Below are 19186 nucleotides of genomic sequence, written 5' to 3' on the forward strand. Positions count from 1 at the left end.
GCCGTATTTTTTAGGGAAGGACTATGACGGGATTCCGTTGGGAGATCATCGAGGAGTACGGTCCGCTGTTTGTGGACGGCGCCCTGATGACGATTAAATGTACCATTATCTGCGTGATCCTCGGGACGCTGTGGGGGTTAACCCTCGGTCTCGGACGGATGGCGAAGGCCGAGCACGGGCCGTGGAAATATATTCTCCGCTACCTGGTGCAGTTTCCGGTGCGCTTTTACGTTAGCGCCTTCCGCGGTACGCCGCTGTTCGTGCAGATCATGGTGGTGCACTTTGCGCTGGTGCCGCTATTTATCAACCCGCGCGACGGCCTGCTGGTGACCTGCGGCCTGATGAGCGCCGACTTTGCCCGCGAGCTGCGCGCCAGCTACGGGGCGTTCCTCTCCTGCATCGTGGCGATCACCCTTAACGCCGGGGCCTATGTGTCGGAGATTTTCCGCGCCGGCATCCAGTCGATCGACAAAGGGCAGATGGAGGCCTCCCGCGCGCTGGGCATGCCGTGGTGGAAAACCATGCGCAAGGTTATCCTGCCGCAGGCGTTTCGCCGCATTCTGCCACCGTTGGGCAACAACGCCATCGCCATTGTTAAGGACTCTTCGCTGGCCTCGGCGATTGGCCTGGCCGATCTGGCCTACGCCGCGCGCACCGTCTCCGGCGCCTACGCCACCTACTGGGAACCCTACCTGACCATCTCCCTGGTCTACTGGGTGATCACCTTCCTGCTGGCGCAGCTGGTTAACCGTCTGGAAAAGAGGTTTGGCAAAAGTGATTCACATTAATAACTTACATAAGCGCTTCGGCGACAGCCACGTGCTGCGCGGCATCAGCTGCGATATTAAACCGCAGGAAGTGGTGTGCATCATCGGCCCGTCCGGCTCGGGGAAAAGTACCTTCCTGCGCTGTATGAACGCCCTGGAGACGGTCAGCGAAGGCGAGGTGGTAGTCAACGGCTTTGCCGCTCACGACCGCACTACCGACCTCAACAAGATGCGCGAAAGCGTCGGCATGGTGTTCCAGCGCTTTAACCTGTTCCCGCACATGACGGTGCTGGAAAACCTGATTATGGCGCCGATGAACCTGCGCAATATGCCGCGCCAGCAGGCGGTCGACCTGGCGGAAGCCTTGCTGGCGAAGGTGGGGTTAAGCGATAAGCGCGACGCCTGGCCCTCGAGCCTGTCCGGCGGCCAGCAGCAGCGCGTCGCGATTGCCCGCGCGCTGGCGATGAAGCCGTCGATAATGCTGTTTGATGAGCCCACTTCGGCGCTGGATCCGGAGCTGGTGGGCGACGTGCTGGAGGTAATGAAAAACCTCGCCAGCGAGGGGATGACCATGGTGATCGTGACCCACGAAATGGGCTTTGCCCGCGAAGTGGCCGACCGGGTGATCTTCATCGACCAGGGCGTGATTCAGGAAGAGGGCAAGCCGGGGCAGATCTTTAGCGCGCCGAGCAACCCACGCACCGCCGCGTTCCTCAGCAAGGTGCTGTAAACCGAGCGGGCTGGCGCCAGGCCAGCCCGCTGAGTGTTGTCAAATATATTGATGATGTTTTTCATCATCAGTATAAACATTGACTGAACTCATATATCCCGCGATAACCCCTTTGTTAATCTCCGGGTATCGCTTTGGGCTTCTCCAGGAATATAACGTTGGAAATCTTTTTTTAACCCACTGAAAAATAGCGACTAACTATTTTTCATACGCCAAAAATCATGGTCCGTTAATGACGGACTCGGTTTCGTATGGGTTAAAAAAGGTACGTTATGACAGTTACATGGACGGTCACGCCCGTGGGGTATCAGCACATTGCCAAACGCTGCCCCGCCTGCAATGTAAAACGCGACTTCGCACCTTCCGGCGCCATCCGGGTGAATTCGCAAAAGAAGCTGCTGGATATCTGGAGCATCTATAAATGCACGCACTGCGATTACACATGGAATATCGCCCTGTTTTCCAGGCTGCATGTCAGCAAGATAAACCGTAAACTGCTTCAGCGCTTGATGCAGAACGATGCAGCTATGGTCCACTATTACGCCGCTGACCTCGCGACGCTGAAGCGCAACGGCGCCGAGCCGTCGGGGCATCGCAATTTTCGTATTCATGAGCAATGGTCGGTGACGCTGATGGCGTGCCCGCGGATAACGGTGCGCGTCAGAGTCAGTCAGCCATTTCGCATCAGCCTGCTATCAATACTGAAAAAACAGCTCAAGCTGAGTACGGCTGAAATCCGGTGGTTGGTCGCGACAGGGCATATCGAGGGTATTCCACTAAAACAGCTCAAGACGAAAAAGCTGAAGGCGATGGAATATCATTTTCAGCTGGCGGCGGAAACGCTGTATGCGCGACGCCGGATTACGTTATCACTTCGCGGTAGATAACTCGTCGGGGAGAGAAGTCGTAGCGCTTTAACCGCGGTTTTTCGTGATTATCAATGAAATCAGGACGGCGAAGTCGGCCGTCCTGAATGACGCATTACTGCCTGAAAAAGGCACTTCCGCAGCAGCCATTCAAGCTGCCGACGCATAATAAACAAACGCCAGCTTATTGCCGTCGGGATCGCGGACGTAGGCGCTGTGAAAGCCGTTGCCATATTGTGGGCGATGACCGGGAGCGCCTTCGTCACGTCCGCCGAGTTGCAGGGCGAGGGCATGCAGTTCCGCAATATGTTCGACGGAGCGGGCGTTAAGCGCCACCATCGTTCCATTACCCGCCCCGGCAGGCTGCAGGTCAAAAGGAATACCCACGCACAGCCCACAGGTGTGATTGTCGTTGAAGGTGCCCCAGGACGCCCCCTGTTCGTTACGGCCGGCTTTGGGGTGCCCCAGCAATGCCATTAACGGGTCATAGAATTCGATGGCGCGTGGTAGATCGTTCGTTCCCAGCATTATGTATGAAAACATAGTGTTCTCCTGTTGTGGGCAAAAAGGCGTAAACCTTCAGGCTGGCTGAAGGAGATGTTGTTGACGGAGTTTTAACAAGCGCGAGACCAGCATGATGACGACGATTCCCGCTATCAGCGCCAGGCAGTGAAAAGCTATTCTGCCGCCAGCCTGGAAGTAAACCCAGCGCGCTACTTCCACCGAGGCTGCCATAAAACTGAGCGCCACAATGTTGATGGTGGCTGAAACCGTCCCTTTCGGCAGGGAGTGGGAAAAAAGCGCAAAACGGAATAATACGGGGAACAACAGGCCTGTTCCGAGGGCATAGAGACTTGTCCCTGAAACGGACCACCACCAGGTATGGGGCCACGCAATATTTCCCACCAGTAATACCAACAACCCGGTCAGTTGTATCGGGATAGTGCGCCAGATAAAGCGGGGAGAAGTCGGATCCTTGATAAAACGGGCCACGATGATACTGGCAATAATAACGCCGCTAAAGACAGGCACCTGGGTCCAGGCATAGGCGCCGCGCGACATCCCGCCGTCATCGATCAGGATCACCGGAGAGAGTGCTACCCAGGTGATTATCGGCAGGTTACTGAATGACAACGCCAGCGCGCCAGTCAGCACTACCGGCTGTTTAAAGGCGCGGACAAAATCGGAAAATACCTCTTCCGGACGAAACCCCCGGCCCTGAGGGGTGACCGTCTCTGGCATGTTAAAAATCAGTAACGCCCAGGCCAGTAAGCTCATTGCGCCGATGATCGCAAACAATAACTTCCAGTGCAGGAAATTCATCAGGCCAGCGCCCGCCAGGGGCCCGATTACCGGCGCCAGCAAAACGATGGATGTCAGCGCCGCCATAATGCGGATAGACTCTTTTTCATCAAAAGCCTCCTGGATGGAGACATAGCCGACTGTCGAAATGAAGCAGATACTGGTTCCCTGGATAAAGCGGGCGATAAGATATTGATCAATCGAAGTGACAAAGATCATGCTGAAGCAGGCCAAAGCAAAGATGATGGCTCCGGTCAGTAGTACGGGGCGGCGACCGATGCGGTCGGAGAGCGGCCCCAGCAGCCACTGTAATGCCAGCCCCCCGGCTAAATAGAGACTGACAGAAGCCGGGGCTAACGCAACATCAGCCTCAAATTCCCGGATGATGTGGATAATACCAGGTTGAATGAGATCGGTAGTCAGATAAGCAGAAAAATCATAGATAACCATCGCCAGCGGAAACAACAAGATTCTGCTAAAACGGATATGCGGTTCCAACGCTAATTTCATACTCGAAGACTCCCTGGTCGGTGACGGTTTCCCTGGTATCGGGGCCTGGTTGATGTGGATCCCTTGCGGCTGTCGTCACAGGCTGGCCGGGGAATGACAAACCGAAAGATAAAATTCGCCTGGCGACTGTCATTGGGTACGGCAACGCAACGGCATGCAGAGGGAGTGATCGAGCATGGCAGAGGGATAACGCACCGGGTGAACTGGCTGGGGGGGACGTTTCTTATGCGAGGGAGGGGGCTCGCTGCCATCGCGTGGATGTGGAGCGTTTGTCCGCAGGGGACGAGAATGAATAAAGTCGCTTGCTCCTGACGGAAAACATTCATACCGGGAAACCTGTATCATCATGGGCAAAATAGGCGAACATTCGCCAGTGTCCGCATTCGATTTCAGCGCAGTGATAATCAGTCCGGCCAGTCATGGTCGGAAGTCTGATTATCAGATGATTAGGTTTTCCAGCATCGACGCCTCAGCTATGGGTATGAATTATTTATTAAGGAAATGATAACACCCACATTTATTATGGGAATCGCGTAGGTAAGAAAATGTGACTTTCGCCCGCTTACTGCGTGAAGCTGATCGCAACAGACCCGGCGCTGCGCTCAGCCTCGCCATGGTAGACCGCCTCAATATTATTCCCCTGCGGATCCAGCACAAAAGCGGCATAGTAACCAGGATGATAATGTCGTTCGCCAGGCGCGCCGTTATCGCGGCCGCCATGGGTCAGCGCCGCATGGTAAAAAGCGTCCACCCTGTCACGATCTCTGGCCTGGAACGCCAGGTGGTGGCGTCCTGTCAGTTTCCCGGCAGCCTCCGGGCTGTGGCGTGAGGCCACCACCAGTTCGTCGGCCAGCAAGTAGTCATTAGCGGTGGTAATAACCGGGATCTCCAGCGCCGACAGTACGGCGGTATAGAAGTCTTTGCTTGCCTCAAAGTCTTCGACAACCAGCAGGATATGATCGATCAATCTGCCACGATGTAACGTCATGCTTTCCATGGAATTTCCTCTCGGCAGGGGGCCGGCAATGGTTACAGCAGTGAGCCAGCAGGAACAGGATACCCTCAGGTAAGGGCCATAAAAAAAGGGCTGGCGCCAGGCCAGCCCGTCAGGACTACTGTGCGGACTCCGTCGCTTCGTCCATGTCGTCTTCCTGCTCGCTGGCGAGCAGGGTTTTCTCGTTTTTGCACAGACACTGAATCAGCAGGAACAGCACGCCGCTGGCCACCAGGGTGGCGATCAGGCCATCGTAGCCGGTGATGCCGATCAGCATGCCGCTGACTACCGGCCCGGCGACGCTGCCGGCGGACCAGAAAAAGCCGAACAGGGCGTTAATCATAATCAGCTTCTGTCCGCTGAAGGTTTTCCCCGCCCGCACCAGCGACAGGGTATAAAGCGCCCCCGCCGCGGCGCCCAGCAGCAGGCAAATGGCCATCAGCTGAATGCGCGAACCGAGCATCAGCGGCAGGGCCAGCAGCGACAGGCTGAAGACCACCGCGCAGGCCAGATGCACGCGGCGAATGCCGACCCGGTCGGCCAGCCAGCCGAGCGGGGTCTGGAACATCGCATCCCCGGTAAGCACCACGGTCACCAGCAGCACCGCCATTCCTTCATTAAGCCCTTTATCCATACCGTACAGTGGCAGCAGGGCGAGGATGCTGGCGTCGAAGAAGGCGAAGCAGAAGACCCCGGAGGCCAGTACCGGCAGGAAGGCGCCGAGGCTGCGCCAGCTGGCGCGCTCCCCAAGGCTTTCGCGGGTGCCGGTGGGCAGATGGCGCAGCATCAGCAGGCAGACGGCGGTGACCGCGACGATCGCCATCAGCGCCGAAGCCTGCCAGGCGGGGCCGACGGAGATCAGCAGCGGCCCGGCCAGCTGGCAGCCGGTAAAGGCCGAGGCGTAGATACCGGTGAGGGTGGCGCGCTGGCTGCCTGCCGCGCCGCCGGTGATCCAGCTTTCACCGAGAACGATAATGACCCCGGAGGCCAGGCCGGTCAACAAGCGCGGCAGCAGAAGCAGCGTCATATCGGTGGTCATGCATGAGGCGATGGTCGCCAGCGCCAGCAGGATCAAACTGCCGCTCAGCAGCACGCCCATCTCAACGCGCCGGCACAGCGCAGGAGAGAGGAAAGAGGAGATCATCATGCCGGCGGGCGGCAGGGCGGCCAGCAGGCCGACATACAGCGGCGCGATCTGCTGCTGCGCCAGCTCAAGACTGATTAACGGCACCGTATAGCCGGTGATAAATCCCACGAGCGACGCGGCCATGATCATCGCCAGCGTGGGAGCAAGACGATTCTGGTCTGGGTTAAACATTTTATTTCCGATGACGGAGAGGTCAGTAGTGGATCCTTCGGCAAATTGCCGTCCTGAGCTGCATAATAATTAATCGCCTGGCCGTTGTCACCGTTGAAATCACTACCAAAAAAGGACTGCCGGGCGACGGCAGGCCTGTACGCCGCGCCGCCGCCGCATTTCGTGACGTTGTCAGCGTGTTAACGACAGGATATAACGGAGGGAGCGGCAGCGACCCGACGCCGGTGAGCGACGGGTAAAAACGCAACGCTTGACCAAATTATTCAGCATTACGCTATGCAGGAAAGGAGTAATACATGGCCGTATCGCCGTCACTGATCGCCGAAGCCACAGGCTGGCGACGTGAGTTTCACGCCGCGCCTGAGCTCGGATATCAGGAGCAGGAGACCTCGCGCCGCGTCGCCGAGCTGCTGGCCTCATTTGGCCTGCAGGTTCATCGCGGGCTGGCCGGCACCGGCGTCGTGGCGACGCTGGAAAACGGCCCCGGGCCGGTCATCGGCCTGCGCGCCGATATGGACGCCCTGCCGATCACCGAGCTGGGGAGCGTCAGCTACCGTTCGCGCCGCGTCGGGGTCATGCACGCCTGCGGCCACGATGGCCACACCGCGATGCTGCTGGCGGCCGCCGCCCATCTGGCGCAGACCCGTCAGTTCAGCGGCACCGTCCACTTTGTTTTCCAGCCAGCGGAAGAGAACCTCGGCGGCGCGCGCAAAATGGTGGAAGAGGGGTTGTTCGAGCGCTTCCCGATGGATGCGATTTACGCGCTGCATAACTGGCCGGGGATCCCGCTTGGCGAAGTGGCGCTTAGCGATGGCGCGATGATGGCCTCCCTCGACGCCTTCGAGATCACCCTGCGCGGCAAAAGCTGCCATGCGGCGATGCCGGAGAGCGGGGCCGATCCGATCGTCGCTGCGGCGCAGCTGATTATGGCGCTGCAGACCATTCCCTCCCGCCGCCTGTCGCCACAGGATTCGGCGGTGGTCAGCATCACCCAGATAAACGGCGGCGAGGCGATCAACGTCCTGCCGGACACCGTGGTGCTGCGCGGCACCTTCCGCTGCCTGAGCAATCGCGTTCGCGCCCGCGTGCGGGAGCTTATCGAAAGCTATGTGGCGACCCAGCCGCAGGTGTCCGATGTGCAGGGCGAGATTAGCTGGTTTCCGGGGTATCCGGTGACCAAAAACCATGCGCCGCAGGCGCAGCTGCTGCGCGAGGTGGCGGTCGCCACCCTTGGCGCGGAGGCGGTGCGCTGGAACCAGGCGCCGTCGATGGCCTCTGAGGATTTTGCCTGCATGCTGGAGACCTGTCCGGGGGCCTATTTCTGGATCGGCACCGATGGCGAAACGCCGTCGAAGCCGCTGCATAACGCCAGCTATGACTTTAACGATGCGCTGATTAGCCACGGGGTGGCGATGTGGGTGGCGCTGGTGGAGAAACAGCTGCCGGCGGCGTAACCCACCGGCAGCGGCAGCAGGGAGCGCGCGCTCCCTGAGGTCAGACGTCGGCGGCGGCTTTCAGTCGCGCCTTCATGTCGCTGTAGGCCGTCCAGGCATAGCGCTCCGCCCACTGCTGGTCGGCTATCGCTTCCACTTTCACCGCACAGTATTTGGTTTCCGGCGTTTTGGAGATCGGATCGAGGTTATCCTGGGTCAGCTCATTGCAGGCGCCCACCCACCACTGATAGGTCATATAGACCGCGCCCGGGTTGATGCGATCGCTGAGGTCGGCGCGGGTGATGACTTTCCCGCGTCGGGAGCTGACCCACACCAGCTGTTTGTCAGCGATCCCCAGCCGTTGCGCATCCACCGGATTCATCTGCACCCGTCCCGGCTCGTCGGCCAGCGACTGCAGCGCGGCGCAGTTGCCGGTCATTGAGCGGCAGGAGTAGTGCCCCACCTCCCGCACCGTGCAGAGCACCAGCGGCCATTCATCATCCGGACGCTCCGCCGGCGCGCGCCAGGCGGTGGCGAACAGCTGCCCTTTACCCGATGGGGTGTCGAAGCGGTTGTCTTTATACAGCCACGGCGTGCCAGGGTGGTCGAGGGTCGGGCACGGCCACTGAACATGGCCCATATCGCCCATTTTCTCCCAGGTCACGCCGTAGAAAAGCGGGCAGAGCTCGCGCATCTCGTCCCAGATCTGCTGGTTGTTCTCATAGTGCATCGGATAGCCCATTTCGCTGGCCAGCAGACTGATGATCTCCCAGTCGCGCTTCACATTCCCCGCCGGAGGGATTGCCTGTTCAAACCGCTGAAACCCGCGGTCGGCGCAGGTGAAGACGCCACCGTGCTCGCCCCAGGAGGTGGCCGGCAGCAGGACATCGGCAATCTCCGCCGTTTTGGTCATGAAGATATCCTGCACCACCACGAAGTCCAGCGCCTCGATGCCTTTGCGCACCAGGCCGAGGTCGGCTTCGGTCTGCAGCGGATCTTCGCCCATGATGTAGTAGGCTTTGATCTCGCCGGTCAGCGCTTTATGCGGCACTTCGGTGATGCGGGTGCCGACCTGGTCATCCATCTGCGCCGGGTCGATCCCCCAGGCGGCGGCGAATTTGGCCCGCACGGCGGGGTCGGTGACCTCCTGATAGCCGGGGAACAGGTTCGGCAGCACGCCCATATCGCAGGCACCCTGCACATTGTTTTGCCCACGAACCGGGCCCACGCCGACGTTCGCCCGCCCCAGGTTGCCGGTGAGCAGCGCCAGGCTTGCCAGGCCGCGCACCACGTCCACCGCCTGGCCAAACTGGGTGACCCCCATGCCCCACATAATGGTGGCGGAAGGAGCGGCGGCAAACATGCGCATCGCCTCGCGAATTGCCTGCGCGCTGACCCCGACAATCTCTTCCACTGCTTCCGGGGCGTAATCCTTCACCGCCTCGCGGTAGGCGTCCAGCCCTTCGGTGTAGCGTTCGACATAGGCTTTGTTGTACAGCTCCTCCTCCAGCAGGACATAGCCGAAGGCGTTCACCAGCGCCATATTGCTGCCGTTGTTGAGCTGCAGATGACGGTCGGCTATGCGTGCGGTTTCAATGCGTCGCGGATCGCAGACGATGATCTTAGCGCCGTTTTCCCGGGCTTTGATCACCCGGCGGGCGACGATGGGATGGGAGTCGGCGCAGTTGTAGCCAAAGACCAGCAGGCACTTCGAGTTTTCGATGTCGCTTATCGAGTTGCTCATCGCCCCGTTGCCCAGCGCCTGCTGTAGCCCGGCGACGGAAGGGCCGTGGCAGACGCGGGCGCAGCAGTCGACGTTATTGGTGTTCAGCACCGCGCGAGCGAACTTTTGCATCACATAGTTGGTTTCGTTGCCGGTGCCGCGCGAGGAGCCGGTGGTCATGATGGCGCGCGGGCCATGCTTCTCTTTGATCTCCCTGAGCTTGCTGGCGGTATAGCGAATCGCCTCCTGCCAGCTGACCGGCGTAAAGGCGCCGCCTTTCTGGTAGCGGATCATCGGTTGTTTAAGACGGGGCGTCAGGAGCTGCGTGTCGTTCAGAAAATCCCAGCCGTAATAGCCTTTCAGGCACAGCTGGTTCTGGTTGGTGACGCCGTCGGCGGCTTCCGCGCGAATGATTTTATTGTTGTCGACAACCAGCTTAAGTTTGCAACCCGCCCCGCAGTAGGGGCACACGCTCGTGATTTTTTTCATCAGTAACAGACCTGTTAACAGTGAACAGAGGATCGCTGTCGCGCCGGGCCCGACGGGCAACGATCGCGGTATCGCCTGGTGGTGATGCGGACGCAGGCCCGCTGCGCTATGCAGGTCTCGTGCCAGATTTTAATGTGTTGATTTATAATGAAAAACTTCAGATGGATGATGACGGGAGCGTGACCTCGTCACTAATGACGATGACGCAGAGCGCCGACGTCAGACGCTCTGCGGGGGAAAACGCCGCTACGCGAGAGGGCGGCAGCGGGTGATATGCGACTCGCTCAGGCCGACGTCGCGTGCGGCGGCGCAGATTGCCTGCCAGCTGCCCGTATCCAGCGGGATCCCCTCGGCCAGGCGCGCTTCGCGGTTGGCGGCTTCCCATTCGCCAGGGGCCAGCACCGGGGCATCGGGATCGTGCGGCGACTGTTTACACCATGCGATAAAGGCCTCCGTCTGCGCCTGGCTGTCCGGGGCATCGAACGCGTCCGGGCGCAGGATCACGGTGGTCATGCAGTTAAAGATGGCGTCGACGCTGGTCTGCAGGCTTTCCTGATGGGTGGTTTGCCCCCCGGAGAGCGCGCCGCCGAGCACTTCGCACAGCGTCGCCAGGGCATAGCCTTTGTGCTGGGCGAAGGTGAGCAGGGCGCCCAGCGGCGAGGTTTGCATCACCGCCGGGTCGGTGGTGGGCAACCCCTCGGCGTCGATCAGGCAGCCGGGGGCCACGGCTTCCCCTTTGTGCCAGGCGACGCGGGTTTTTCCAAAGGCGATGGCGCTGGTGGCGTAGTCCAGCAGCAGCGGCGGATGGCCCTCTCGCGGAAACACCACGCACAGGGGGTTGGTGCCGAAGCGACTGTCTTTTCCGCGGAACGGAGCGACCATCGGGTCGCCGATCACGCTGATGAAGTGAATGGAGATCAGTCCGGCGGCGGCGCACTGCTCGGCCCAGTAGCCGATGCGCCCGACGTGATGCGCATTGCGCAGGGCGATAGCCGCCATGCCGTGCTGCTTCGCCTTTTCGATACCTAACTGCATCGCTTCGTGGGCGACTACCTGGCCGAAGCCGGCGTTGCCGTCGAGGGTGACCACGGCGCCGGCATCTTTGGTGACCGTGGCGTGGCGGTTGAGCTGCAGAAAACCGCCGGCATGGGATTTCACATAGCTTGGGATCATCCCGACGCCATGGGAGTCATGCCCGGCCAGGTTGGCGGCGATCAGGTGGTCGGCGACCAGCGTCGCTTCTTCTGAGCGGCTGCCGAGATGGGTAAACAGTGAGACGACAAACTGATGCAGATCCGTCGCCAGAAAGCGGTGTCCTGTTGGCACTGATTCTCTCCTGTAGTCTGTTGTTATTTTGTTATGTTTGCCGTTTTATGCTGCGCCGCCCGGCGCAGAAGGTCAAGGGCGGGGGCTCCGGGCGTCACGCCACTGCGCCAGCGTCTGCGTTATACGCCAGACGATAAAAAACCGGTCCGCGATCGCGTTTTAATTAACGTCATAAACACCACATTTTTAAATTCTGCCACTGTCACAAAAGCCAGAAAAAAGCCAGACCCGGCGTTGCAAGGGCAGCTGATACCACTATATGTTAAATTTGTGTTTATTAATTGATGATTAAAGGTTGGTGTCATGTATAAGAAAATAAGTGGTTTAGTGGTTTCACTGACGGCCGTTTTCGCCTGTGCCGCCTGGGCGGAGGTGCCTGCGGGCTATCCGGCGGATTATCAAAAAACGGTTGATGCCGCCGTCAAAGAGGGCAAGGTGGTGATCTATTCCACAACCGATACCAAAGCCGCCGGGCCGTTAATTAAAGGATTCGAAGCGCAATATCCGGGCGTCAAAGTCGAATATAACGACATGAACAGCACCGAGCTGTATAACCGCTATATCAGCGAGCAGGCCGCCGGGGGCGGCAGCGGGGACGTGGTGTGGAGCTCATCGATGGATACGGCGCTGAAATTAGCCACCGAATACGCGGAACAATATGCCTCGCCGGAGGTGAAGCAATTGCCCGACTGGGCGGTGTGGCAGCAGAAAGCCTATGGCACCACCTACGAGCCGGTGGTATTTATCTATAACAAACGGCTGATCCCGCAGAATGAGGTTCCGGATTCGCATACCGCGCTGGCAAAATTGATCGCCAGCCAGGCCGATAAATTTAAAGGCAAAGTCACCACCTACGATATCGAAAAATCGGGCCTCGGCTTTATGCTGGCGGTGCAGGACAGCCAGGCCGACGCGAACTATTTTACCGACCTGGCGAATATCGCCAAAGGTGGCCTGACGGTGCAGTCTTCCACCGGCACGATGATGGAGCGCGTCTCCTCTGGCGAAAACCTGATCGGCTATAACATCCTTGGCTCCTATGCGGAAGCGCGGGCGAAAAACGATCCCTCTTTAGGCATTGCCTATCCGAAAGATTACGTGCTGGTGCTCTCCCGCGTCTCGTTTATTAGCCAGGAGAGCGAACATCCCAATGCGGCAAAATTGTGGCTGGACTATGTCCTGTCTGAAAAAGGCCAGCAGATCCTCGCCAGCCAGGCGGATATTCCCTCTATTCGTCGCGATATTGAAGGTAAAAATGATATCGACGGCATGACCGCGCTGCTGGGCAAAGCGTTAAAACCGATCCCGGTCAACGAAACGCTGCTGGATTATTTACAGCCGCAAAAACGTCTGCAGTTTATTAAACAATGGCGCAGCGCCGCCGCGAAATAATCCTCCCCCGGGGCATCGCCGATGCCCCTTATTCACACCCGGCGGGTTTATTCACCTGACCAAAGGGATGAACCATGAATGTATTACGCAGAAAGTGGCAGGGGCTGCCGCGCGGCGTGGTGGTGTGCATCACGGCGCTGGTGATTTACGTCCCGCTGTTATTTATTGTGGTGCAGAGTTTTCTCTCCGCGCCGTTCTTTTCCCGCTCCAAATCCTGGAGCCTGGAAGCCTTCGCCTTTATTTTTACCGACCCGGATTTTTATCTGGCGTTAAGGTCAGGCTTTATTCTGGCCTTTGGTCTGGTGATTATCGCCATTCCACTGGGCGGTATTTTGGCCTTTCTGATGGTACGCACCGATTTACCCGGCCGGCGGTTTATTGAGCCGCTGATCCTGGTGCCGATCTTCGTCTCGCCGATGGTGCTGGGCTTTGGCTACGTGGTGGCCGCCGGGCCGGTAGGCTTCTTTTCCCAGTGGGCGCAGCAGCTGATCGGCTTTGTGCCGTGGAATATCTACTCGATGTTCAGCATTGTGGTCATCGCCGGCTTAACCCACGTGCCGCACGCCTATCTTTATATCTCTTCGGCGCTGCGCAGCGTCGGTTCCGACGTGGAAGAGGCGGCGCGCACCGTCGGCGCCACACCGCTGCAGGTGATGACCTCGGTGAGTCTGCCGATGGTGCGGCCGTCCATTCTTTACGCCTGCGTGCTGCTCTTCTTCCTCGGTCTGGAGGTTTTCGGTCTGATGCTGGTGCTGGGCGACCCCGAGGGCAACATGGTGCTGGCGACCTATCTCTACAAGCTGACCAACAAGCTCGGCACCCCCTCCTACCATCTGATGGCGGCGGTGGCGGTGGTGCTGATCTGCATCACCATCCCGCTGGTGATGCTCCAGAGGCGGCTGATGCGCACCGCCAACCGCTTTGTCACCATGAAGGGCAAGGCGTCGCAGGCGCGGGCGCTGCCGCTGGGTAAATGGCGTTGGGTGGCCGGGGCGGTGGTGGTGGCCTGGCTGACGGTGACCATCGGCGTGCCGCTGCTCGGCGTGGCGCTGCGGGCCTTTATCTCCAACTGGGGCGTCGGCGTGTCGCTGTGGGATGAGCTGTCGCTGACGACGTTCCACAATATCTGGCAGCAGCCCAACCTGCTGCGGGCGATCGTCAACTCGATGGCTATCGGCATCGTCGGCGGCGCGCTGGCGGTGATCTGCTATCTGTTTGTCGGTATCGCCATGCACCGCAAAGCGGACAACGTCACCCGTTTTCTTGACTACAGCGTGCTGGTCCCGCGCGCGGTCCCGGGGCTGCTGGCCGGTCTGGCCTTCCTGTGGGTGTTCCTGTTTGTGCCAATGTGGCTCGATCAGTCGCTGAAGCACGGCTGGCTCTCGGCGCTGCCGGTGGCCGACTGGCTGCGGGAGCACCTTATCGTGCAGCTGCGCGCGCTGCGCAACACCATCTTCAGCGTCTGGCTGGCCTACACCGTGGTATGGATGGCCTACGGCCTGCGGCTCATCTCCTCGACGCTGCTGCAGGTGGGCCCGGAGCTGGAGGAGGCGGCGCGCAGCACCGGCGCCTCGCGGGGGCAGATCACCCGCCACGTCACCGTCCCGCTGTCGCGCTATGGGCTGATTGGCTCCTGGCTGCTGATGTTCCTGATCTTTGAGCGCGAATATTCCACTGGCGTCTATCTGCTGTCGCCGGGTACCGAAACCATCGGCTCGATGCTGGTGTCGCTGTGGGCGGCGGGGGCCATCGATATCGTCGCGGCGCTCTCCTTTATCAATATTCTGCTGGTGGTGATTGGCCTTGGCATCGCCCTGCGCTTTGGAGTGAAATTACATGATTGAGTTATCGGTAGAAAACCTGCATCTCACCTATGGCGACAACCCGGTGCTGAAAGGGGTGTCGATGACGCTCGGCCGGGGAGAGGTGGTGTCGTTGCTGGGGCCGTCGGGAAGCGGCAAAACCACGCTGCTGCGGGCGGTGGCCGGGCTGGAGAAGCCGACGAGCGGACGGATCGCCATCGGCAACCGCACGGTGTACGACGGCACGCCGCGCAGCGAAATCCCGGCCGAAGAGCGTAACCTCGGGCTGGTGTTCCAGTCCTATGCCCTGTGGCCGCACAAAACGGTGTTCGACAACGTGGCCTATCCGCTGAAGCTGCGTAAAGTCGCCGCCGGGGAGATAAAAGAGCGGGTGCAGCGCGTGCTGGATCAGCTGGGGCTCGGGCACCTTGGCAACCGCCATCCGCACCAGCTCTCCGGCGGCCAGCAGCAGCGGGTGGCCATCGGCCGGGCGCTGGTCTACAACCCGCCGGTGATCCTGCTGGATGAGCCGCTCTCCAACCTTGACGCCAAGCTGCGCGAAGAGGCGCGGGTGTTTCTGCGCGAGCTGATCATTAAGCTGGGCCTGTCGGCGCTGATGGTCACCCACGATCAGAATGAAGCAATGGCCATCTCCGATCGTATTCTGCTGCTGAACAATGGCGTCATTGAGCAGCAGGGGACGCCGCAGGAGATGTACGGCAGCCCGGCGACGCTGTTCGCCGCTGAGTTTATGGGCAGCAATAACCGCCTGCACGGCAAGGTAATGGCGCTGGAGAACGGCAGGGCGCGGATCGAAGGCGCCAGCTGGAGCCTGTGGGGGCGAGCGGGCGAGGGGGTTAGCGTCGGCGAGCCGGCGACGGCGGTGATCCGCGTCGAGCGCCTGCGTCTGGACGGCGCGGCGCAGGATAACAGTCTCCAGCTACCGCTGCTGACCAGCATGTACCTCGGCGACCGCTGGGAGTACCTGTTCCGCACCGAAGGCGACGATTTCCCGCTGCGCGCCTACGGAACGGCGCTGCGCGATGCCGAACACTGTCATCTGACGCTACCGGCGGAGGATGTGTGGGTTTTTCCGCAGCGGTGACCGCTGGTTAAGACGCCAGATGGCACACGGCTTCAATATTGTGCCCGTCTGGCGCAATCACAAAGGCGGCGTAATAACTGGCGTGGTAGTTTGGTCGTAACCCCGGTGCGCCGTTGTCCTTTCCTCCGGCGGCCAGCGCCGCCTGCCAGAAGGCGTCGACCTGTTCGCGGCTGTCGGCGCGAAAGGCGATATGCAGCGGCGCCGGTTTGTCCGCACTTTGATAGAGACACAAAGAGACATCGCCGCTGCCGGCCAGCTCTGCGCCGTAGGTCGGCTCGCCTTCGCCGACCAGCGTTACGCCAAGCGGGGCAAGGGCTTGTAAAAAGAACGCTTTGCTCGCGGCATAATCACTGACGCCGAATTTCACATGATCGAACATATCTTCTCTTCTCCTGTGGACGGGATATCGCCAGCCGAACGCGTTAGCCGGGAAATAGATGCAAAATAGTTAACAACGGTTATTAACTTTTTTAACAGCTCAAAATGTTTAATTATTCCTAATACGAGTATTTACAGACGTTTAATCTGCCATGTACCATAAACAAAAAATAACATTTGTGATACAAGTCACTCTTTTTTGGCGCATGGGTAAGCTCAGCGCGGTGTGAACGCCGCCGGTTTACCGCCTCAAGGTTATGGCAGCACCCTTCTCACGATGACATTCCGGTGAATTTCTCTCCGATTTCCCGCGTTTCGTTGAGAATCGTCTACTATCCAAACGATAACCCTATAAATGATATCGCCTCTGGCGATGTTTTATCCGACTTGCCGGGCCGGGCCAGACGCTAAGCGGTTTAAAAGCGCAATGGTATCGGTTCCAGCACGACATTCACTGGTTTTGTCAGCGACAAAAACAGTAATTTTCAATGACAGGAATGTGATGATGTCGAGCGAGAAAACTAACAATTCCAGGCGTGATTTCCTGGTGAAGTCGATGGCGCTGATCCCGACGGTGGTGATCGGCGGCGCGGGAGCAGGGGCCATTGGCGTGGCCACCAGCGCGACCGCGCAGGCGGCCCCCGCTTCAGAGCCAGCCTCCGGGAACACGGCGGCGGCCAGCGACTGGAAGCCGCAGTTCTTCAACGATCGTGAGTGGGCGTTTATCAACGCCGCCGTCGCGCGCCTGATCCCAGCGGATGAACTTGGCCCCGGCGCTAAAGAGGCCGGCGTGCCGGAGTTTATCGACCGCCAGCTTAATACCCCTTACGCCACCGGCTCCATCTGGTATATGCAGGGGCCCTTCAACCCCGATGTGCCGAAAGAGATGGGCTATCAGCTGCCGCTGGTGCCCAAACAGATCTATAACCTCGGGATCGCCGACGCCGAGGCGTGGTGTCAGGACAAGTATCACAAGACCTTCGCTGAACTGAGCAACGAGCAACAGGACGAGGCCCTCGGCCTGTGGGAATCCGGCAAAGCCGAGTTCAAACAGCTCCCGGCCTCGCTGTTCTTCACCTATCTGCTGCAGAACACCCGAGAAGGCTTCTTCAGCGACCCGATCCATGGCGGTAATAAAGGCATGGTCGGCTGGACGCTGATTAATTTTCCCGGCGCGCGCGCCGACTTTATGGACTGGGTTGAACGGGGCGAACGCTACCCCTTCCCGCCGGTATCAATTAATGGGGAGAGGACGTAATCATGGCCACCGTATTGAAAAAAACCGATGTCGCGATCGTCGGCTTCGGCTGGGTTGGGGCGATCATGGCCAAAGAGCTGACCGAAGCCGGGCTCAACGTCGTGGCGCTGGAGCGTGGCCCGATGCGCGACACCTGGCCGGACGGCGCCTATCCGCAGGTGATTGATGAGCTGACCTACAACATCCGCCGCAAGCTGTTCCAGGATCTGTCGAAAAGCACCGTCACCATCCGCCATAACACCAGCCAGCAGGCGGTGCCGTATCGCCAGCTGGCGGCTTTCCTGCCGGGTACCGGCGTGGGTGGGGCCGGGCTGCACTGGTCCGGCGTCCATTTCCGCGTCGATCCCATCGAACTGCGGATGCGCAGCCACTATGAAGAGCGCTACGGCAAAAACTTCATTCCCCAGGATATGATCATCCAGGATTTCGGCGTCACCTACGACGAGCTGGAACCGTTCTTCGATAAAGCGGAGAAAGTGTTCGGCACCTCCGGGACCGCCTGGTCGATCAAAGGCAAGGTCGTCGGTAAAGGCCGCGGCGGCAACGCTTTCGCCCCGGACCGCTCAGACGACTTCCCGCTGCCGGCGCAGAAAAACACCTGGTCAGCGCAGCTGTTTGAAAAAGCGGCGCTCGAGGTGGGTTACCATCCCTACAACCTGCCGTCGGCCAACACCTCCGACTCCTATACCAACCCCTATGGCGCGCAGATGGGTCCGTGCAACTTCTGCGGTTTCTGCAGCGGCTACGCCTGCTACATGTACTCTAAAGCCTCGCCGAACGTGAACATCCTGCCGGCGCTGCGCCAGGAAAAACGCTTTGAGCTGCGGACCAACGCCAACGTGCTGAAGGTCAACCTGACCGACGACAAATCCCGCGCTACCGGCGTGACCTACGTCGACGGCCAGGGGCGCGAAATGGAGCAGCCGGCGGACCTGGTGATCATCGGCGCCTTCCAGTTCCATAACGTGCACCTGATGCTGCTCTCCGGGATCGGTAAACCGTACAATCCGGAGACCGGCGAAGGGGTGGTGGGGCGTAACTTCGCCTACCAGAACATGACCACCATCAAGGCCATTTTCGACAAAGACACCTATACCAACCCGTTTATCGGCGCGGGCGGCAACGGCGTCGGCGTCGATGACTTCAACGCCGACAACTTCGACCACGGCGCGGCCGGCTTTGTCGGCGGTTCGCCGTTCTGGGTCAACCAGGCCGGGACCAAGCCCATCTCCGGTTTCCCGGTACCGCCGGGCACCCCGGCGTGGGGCAGCAAGTGGAAAGCGGCGGTGGCCGATACCTACACCCATCACCTGTCGATGGATGCCCACGGCGCGCATCAGTCCTATCGGCAGAACTACCTCGATCTTGATCCGAACTACAAAAACGTCTTTGGCCAGCCGCTGCTGCGCATGACCTTTGACTGGCAGGAAAACGACATCAAGATGGCGCAGTTTATGTTCGATAAGATGGCGCCGATCGCCAAAGCGATGAAGCCGAAATATATCCTCGGCAGCCCGAAAAACGCCAACAGCCACTTTGATACCACCACCTACCAGACCACCCATATGAACGGCGGGGCGGTGATGGGGGAGGATCCGAAAACCAGCGCCGTTAACCGTTATCTGCAAAGCTGGGACGTGCATAACGTCTTCGTCATCGGCGCCTCCGCTTTCCCGCAGGGGCTGGGCTATAACCCAACCGGCACGGTGGCCGCGCTGGCCTACTGGTCAGCGAAGGCGATCCGCGAGCAGTATCTGAAAAATCCGGGTCCCCTGGTGCAGGCATAAAGGAAG

The 19186-nt window shown here is 59.6% G+C and carries 16 protein-coding genes; 9 read left to right on the forward strand and 7 right to left on the reverse strand.

Going from position 1 to position 19186, the window contains the following annotated elements; genetic code table 11:
- Positions 1-23 precede the first annotated feature (23 nt).
- The 3 genes from ABLU50_RS11900 to ABLU50_RS11910 all read left to right on the forward strand — a co-directional run bounded on the left by ABLU50_RS11900 (position 24) and on the right by ABLU50_RS11910 (position 2384).
- On the forward strand, positions 24-788 hold the full coding sequence (locus ABLU50_RS11900; RefSeq protein WP_087832261.1) for an amino acid ABC transporter permease: 765 nt from the start codon (positions 24-26) through the stop codon (positions 786-788).
- Complete coding sequence (locus ABLU50_RS11905) at positions 775-1497, forward strand: amino acid ABC transporter ATP-binding protein (RefSeq protein ID WP_002908374.1); 723 nt, start codon at positions 775-777, stop codon at positions 1495-1497. Before ABLU50_RS11900 ends, ABLU50_RS11905 begins: the two co-directional genes overlap by 14 nt.
- Positions 1498-1796: 299 nt before the next feature.
- Positions 1797-2384 (forward strand): DUF1062 domain-containing protein, encoded by a 588-nt coding sequence (locus ABLU50_RS11910; protein ID WP_074194094.1) that lies wholly within the window; start codon positions 1797-1799, stop codon positions 2382-2384.
- Positions 2385-2513: 129 nt separating this feature from the next.
- Here ABLU50_RS11910 and ABLU50_RS11915 read toward each other — a convergent pair whose 3' ends face one another.
- The 4 genes from ABLU50_RS11915 to ABLU50_RS11930 form a co-directional block, all read right to left on the reverse strand.
- A complete protein-coding gene (locus ABLU50_RS11915) occupies positions 2514-2906 on the reverse strand; it encodes a VOC family protein (protein WP_087832260.1) in 393 nt (130 codons plus the stop codon).
- Positions 2907-2942: 36 nt separating this feature from the next.
- Positions 2943-4175, reverse strand: coding sequence for a multidrug efflux MFS transporter MdtM (locus tag ABLU50_RS11920; protein WP_060655980.1), 1233 nt, complete (start codon positions 4173-4175; stop codon positions 2943-2945).
- Positions 4176-4737: 562 nt separating this feature from the next.
- On the reverse strand, positions 4738-5172 hold the full coding sequence (locus ABLU50_RS11925; protein ID WP_017899595.1) for a VOC family protein: 435 nt from the start codon (positions 5170-5172) through the stop codon (positions 4738-4740).
- 115 nt (positions 5173-5287) lie between these two features.
- Entirely contained in the window at positions 5288-6487 is a 1200-nt protein-coding gene (locus tag ABLU50_RS11930; RefSeq protein WP_023318505.1) for an MFS transporter, read from the reverse strand.
- A gap of 296 nt (positions 6488-6783) precedes the next feature.
- On the opposite strand from ABLU50_RS11930, the gene ABLU50_RS11935 reads away from it, so the two are divergent.
- A complete protein-coding gene (locus ABLU50_RS11935) occupies positions 6784-7941 on the forward strand; it encodes a M20 aminoacylase family protein (RefSeq protein WP_087832259.1) in 1158 nt (385 codons plus the stop codon).
- 40 nt (positions 7942-7981) lie between these two features.
- On the opposite strand, the gene fdhF is transcribed toward ABLU50_RS11935, so the two are convergent.
- Positions 7982-10132 carry a formate dehydrogenase subunit alpha gene (gene fdhF / locus ABLU50_RS11940; protein ID WP_060655977.1) on the reverse strand — a complete coding sequence of 717 codons (2151 nt, stop codon included), beginning with the start codon at positions 10130-10132 and terminating at the stop codon, positions 7982-7984.
- 246 nt (positions 10133-10378) lie between these two features.
- Positions 10379-11458, reverse strand: coding sequence for a malate/lactate/ureidoglycolate dehydrogenase (locus tag ABLU50_RS11945; RefSeq protein WP_087832258.1), 1080 nt, complete (start codon positions 11456-11458; stop codon positions 10379-10381).
- Positions 11459-11761: 303 nt separating this feature from the next.
- Here ABLU50_RS11945 and ABLU50_RS11950 point away from each other — a divergent pair, with 303 nt between their 5' ends.
- The 3 genes from ABLU50_RS11950 (at position 11762) to ABLU50_RS11960 (ending at position 15757) form a co-directional block, all read left to right on the forward strand.
- Positions 11762-12850, forward strand: coding sequence for an ABC transporter substrate-binding protein (locus ABLU50_RS11950; protein ID WP_004203017.1), 1089 nt, complete (start codon positions 11762-11764; stop codon positions 12848-12850).
- A 74-nt stretch (positions 12851-12924) separates the two neighbouring features.
- Positions 12925-14694, forward strand: coding sequence for an iron ABC transporter permease (locus ABLU50_RS11955; protein WP_004189548.1), 1770 nt, complete (start codon positions 12925-12927; stop codon positions 14692-14694).
- On the forward strand, positions 14687-15757 hold the full coding sequence (locus ABLU50_RS11960; RefSeq protein ID WP_087832257.1) for an ABC transporter ATP-binding protein: 1071 nt from the start codon (positions 14687-14689) through the stop codon (positions 15755-15757). Before ABLU50_RS11955 ends, ABLU50_RS11960 begins: the two co-directional genes overlap by 8 nt.
- A gap of 7 nt (positions 15758-15764) precedes the next feature.
- On the opposite strand, the gene ABLU50_RS11965 is transcribed toward ABLU50_RS11960, so the two are convergent.
- Complete coding sequence (locus ABLU50_RS11965) at positions 15765-16136, reverse strand: VOC family protein (RefSeq protein WP_004203014.1); 372 nt, start codon at positions 16134-16136, stop codon at positions 15765-15767.
- Between the two features lie 501 nt (positions 16137-16637).
- Between ABLU50_RS11965 and ABLU50_RS11970 the strand changes: the two genes are divergently transcribed.
- Both ABLU50_RS11970 and ABLU50_RS11975 read left to right on the forward strand, forming a co-directional pair.
- Complete coding sequence (locus ABLU50_RS11970; RefSeq protein ID WP_165454890.1) at positions 16638-17393, forward strand: gluconate 2-dehydrogenase subunit 3 family protein; 756 nt, start codon at positions 16638-16640, stop codon at positions 17391-17393.
- 2 nt (positions 17394-17395) lie between these two features.
- On the forward strand, positions 17396-19180 hold the full coding sequence (locus tag ABLU50_RS11975; RefSeq protein WP_002908285.1) for a GMC family oxidoreductase: 1785 nt from the start codon (positions 17396-17398) through the stop codon (positions 19178-19180).
- Positions 19181-19186 lie beyond the last annotated feature (6 nt).

The organism is Klebsiella sp. GG_Kp173 (assembly GCF_040062415.1).
Taxonomy (GTDB): Bacteria; Pseudomonadota; Gammaproteobacteria; order Enterobacterales; family Enterobacteriaceae; genus Klebsiella; species Klebsiella quasipneumoniae.

What these genes read in the sequence shown, in the direction of transcription:
- ABLU50_RS11930 (WP_023318505.1), bottom strand. Translation starts at nt 6,487, where the DNA reads ATGTTTAACCCAGACCAGAATCGTCTTGCTCCCACGCTGGCGATGATC.
- ABLU50_RS11965 (WP_004203014.1), bottom strand. Translation starts at nt 16,136, where the DNA reads ATGTTCGATCATGTGAAATTCGGCGTCAGTGATTATGCCGCGAGCAAA.
- ABLU50_RS11975 (WP_002908285.1), top strand. Translation starts at nt 17,396, where the DNA reads ATGGCCACCGTATTGAAAAAAACCGATGTCGCGATCGTCGGCTTCGGC.
- ABLU50_RS11955 (WP_004189548.1), top strand. Translation starts at nt 12,925, where the DNA reads ATGAATGTATTACGCAGAAAGTGGCAGGGGCTGCCGCGCGGCGTGGTG.
- ABLU50_RS11960 (WP_087832257.1), top strand. Translation starts at nt 14,687, where the DNA reads ATGATTGAGTTATCGGTAGAAAACCTGCATCTCACCTATGGCGACAAC.
- ABLU50_RS11920 (WP_060655980.1), bottom strand. Translation starts at nt 4,175, where the DNA reads ATGAAATTAGCGTTGGAACCGCATATCCGTTTTAGCAGAATCTTGTTG.
- ABLU50_RS11970 (WP_165454890.1), top strand. Translation starts at nt 16,638, where the DNA reads ATGATGTCGAGCGAGAAAACTAACAATTCCAGGCGTGATTTCCTGGTG.
- ABLU50_RS11950 (WP_004203017.1), top strand. Translation starts at nt 11,762, where the DNA reads ATGTATAAGAAAATAAGTGGTTTAGTGGTTTCACTGACGGCCGTTTTC.
- ABLU50_RS11900 (WP_087832261.1), top strand. Translation starts at nt 24, where the DNA reads ATGACGGGATTCCGTTGGGAGATCATCGAGGAGTACGGTCCGCTGTTT.
- fdhF (WP_060655977.1), bottom strand. Translation starts at nt 10,132, where the DNA reads ATGAAAAAAATCACGAGCGTGTGCCCCTACTGCGGGGCGGGTTGCAAA.
- ABLU50_RS11915 (WP_087832260.1), bottom strand. Translation starts at nt 2,906, where the DNA reads ATGTTTTCATACATAATGCTGGGAACGAACGATCTACCACGCGCCATC.
- ABLU50_RS11935 (WP_087832259.1), top strand. Translation starts at nt 6,784, where the DNA reads ATGGCCGTATCGCCGTCACTGATCGCCGAAGCCACAGGCTGGCGACGT.
- ABLU50_RS11925 (WP_017899595.1), bottom strand. Translation starts at nt 5,172, where the DNA reads ATGGAAAGCATGACGTTACATCGTGGCAGATTGATCGATCATATCCTG.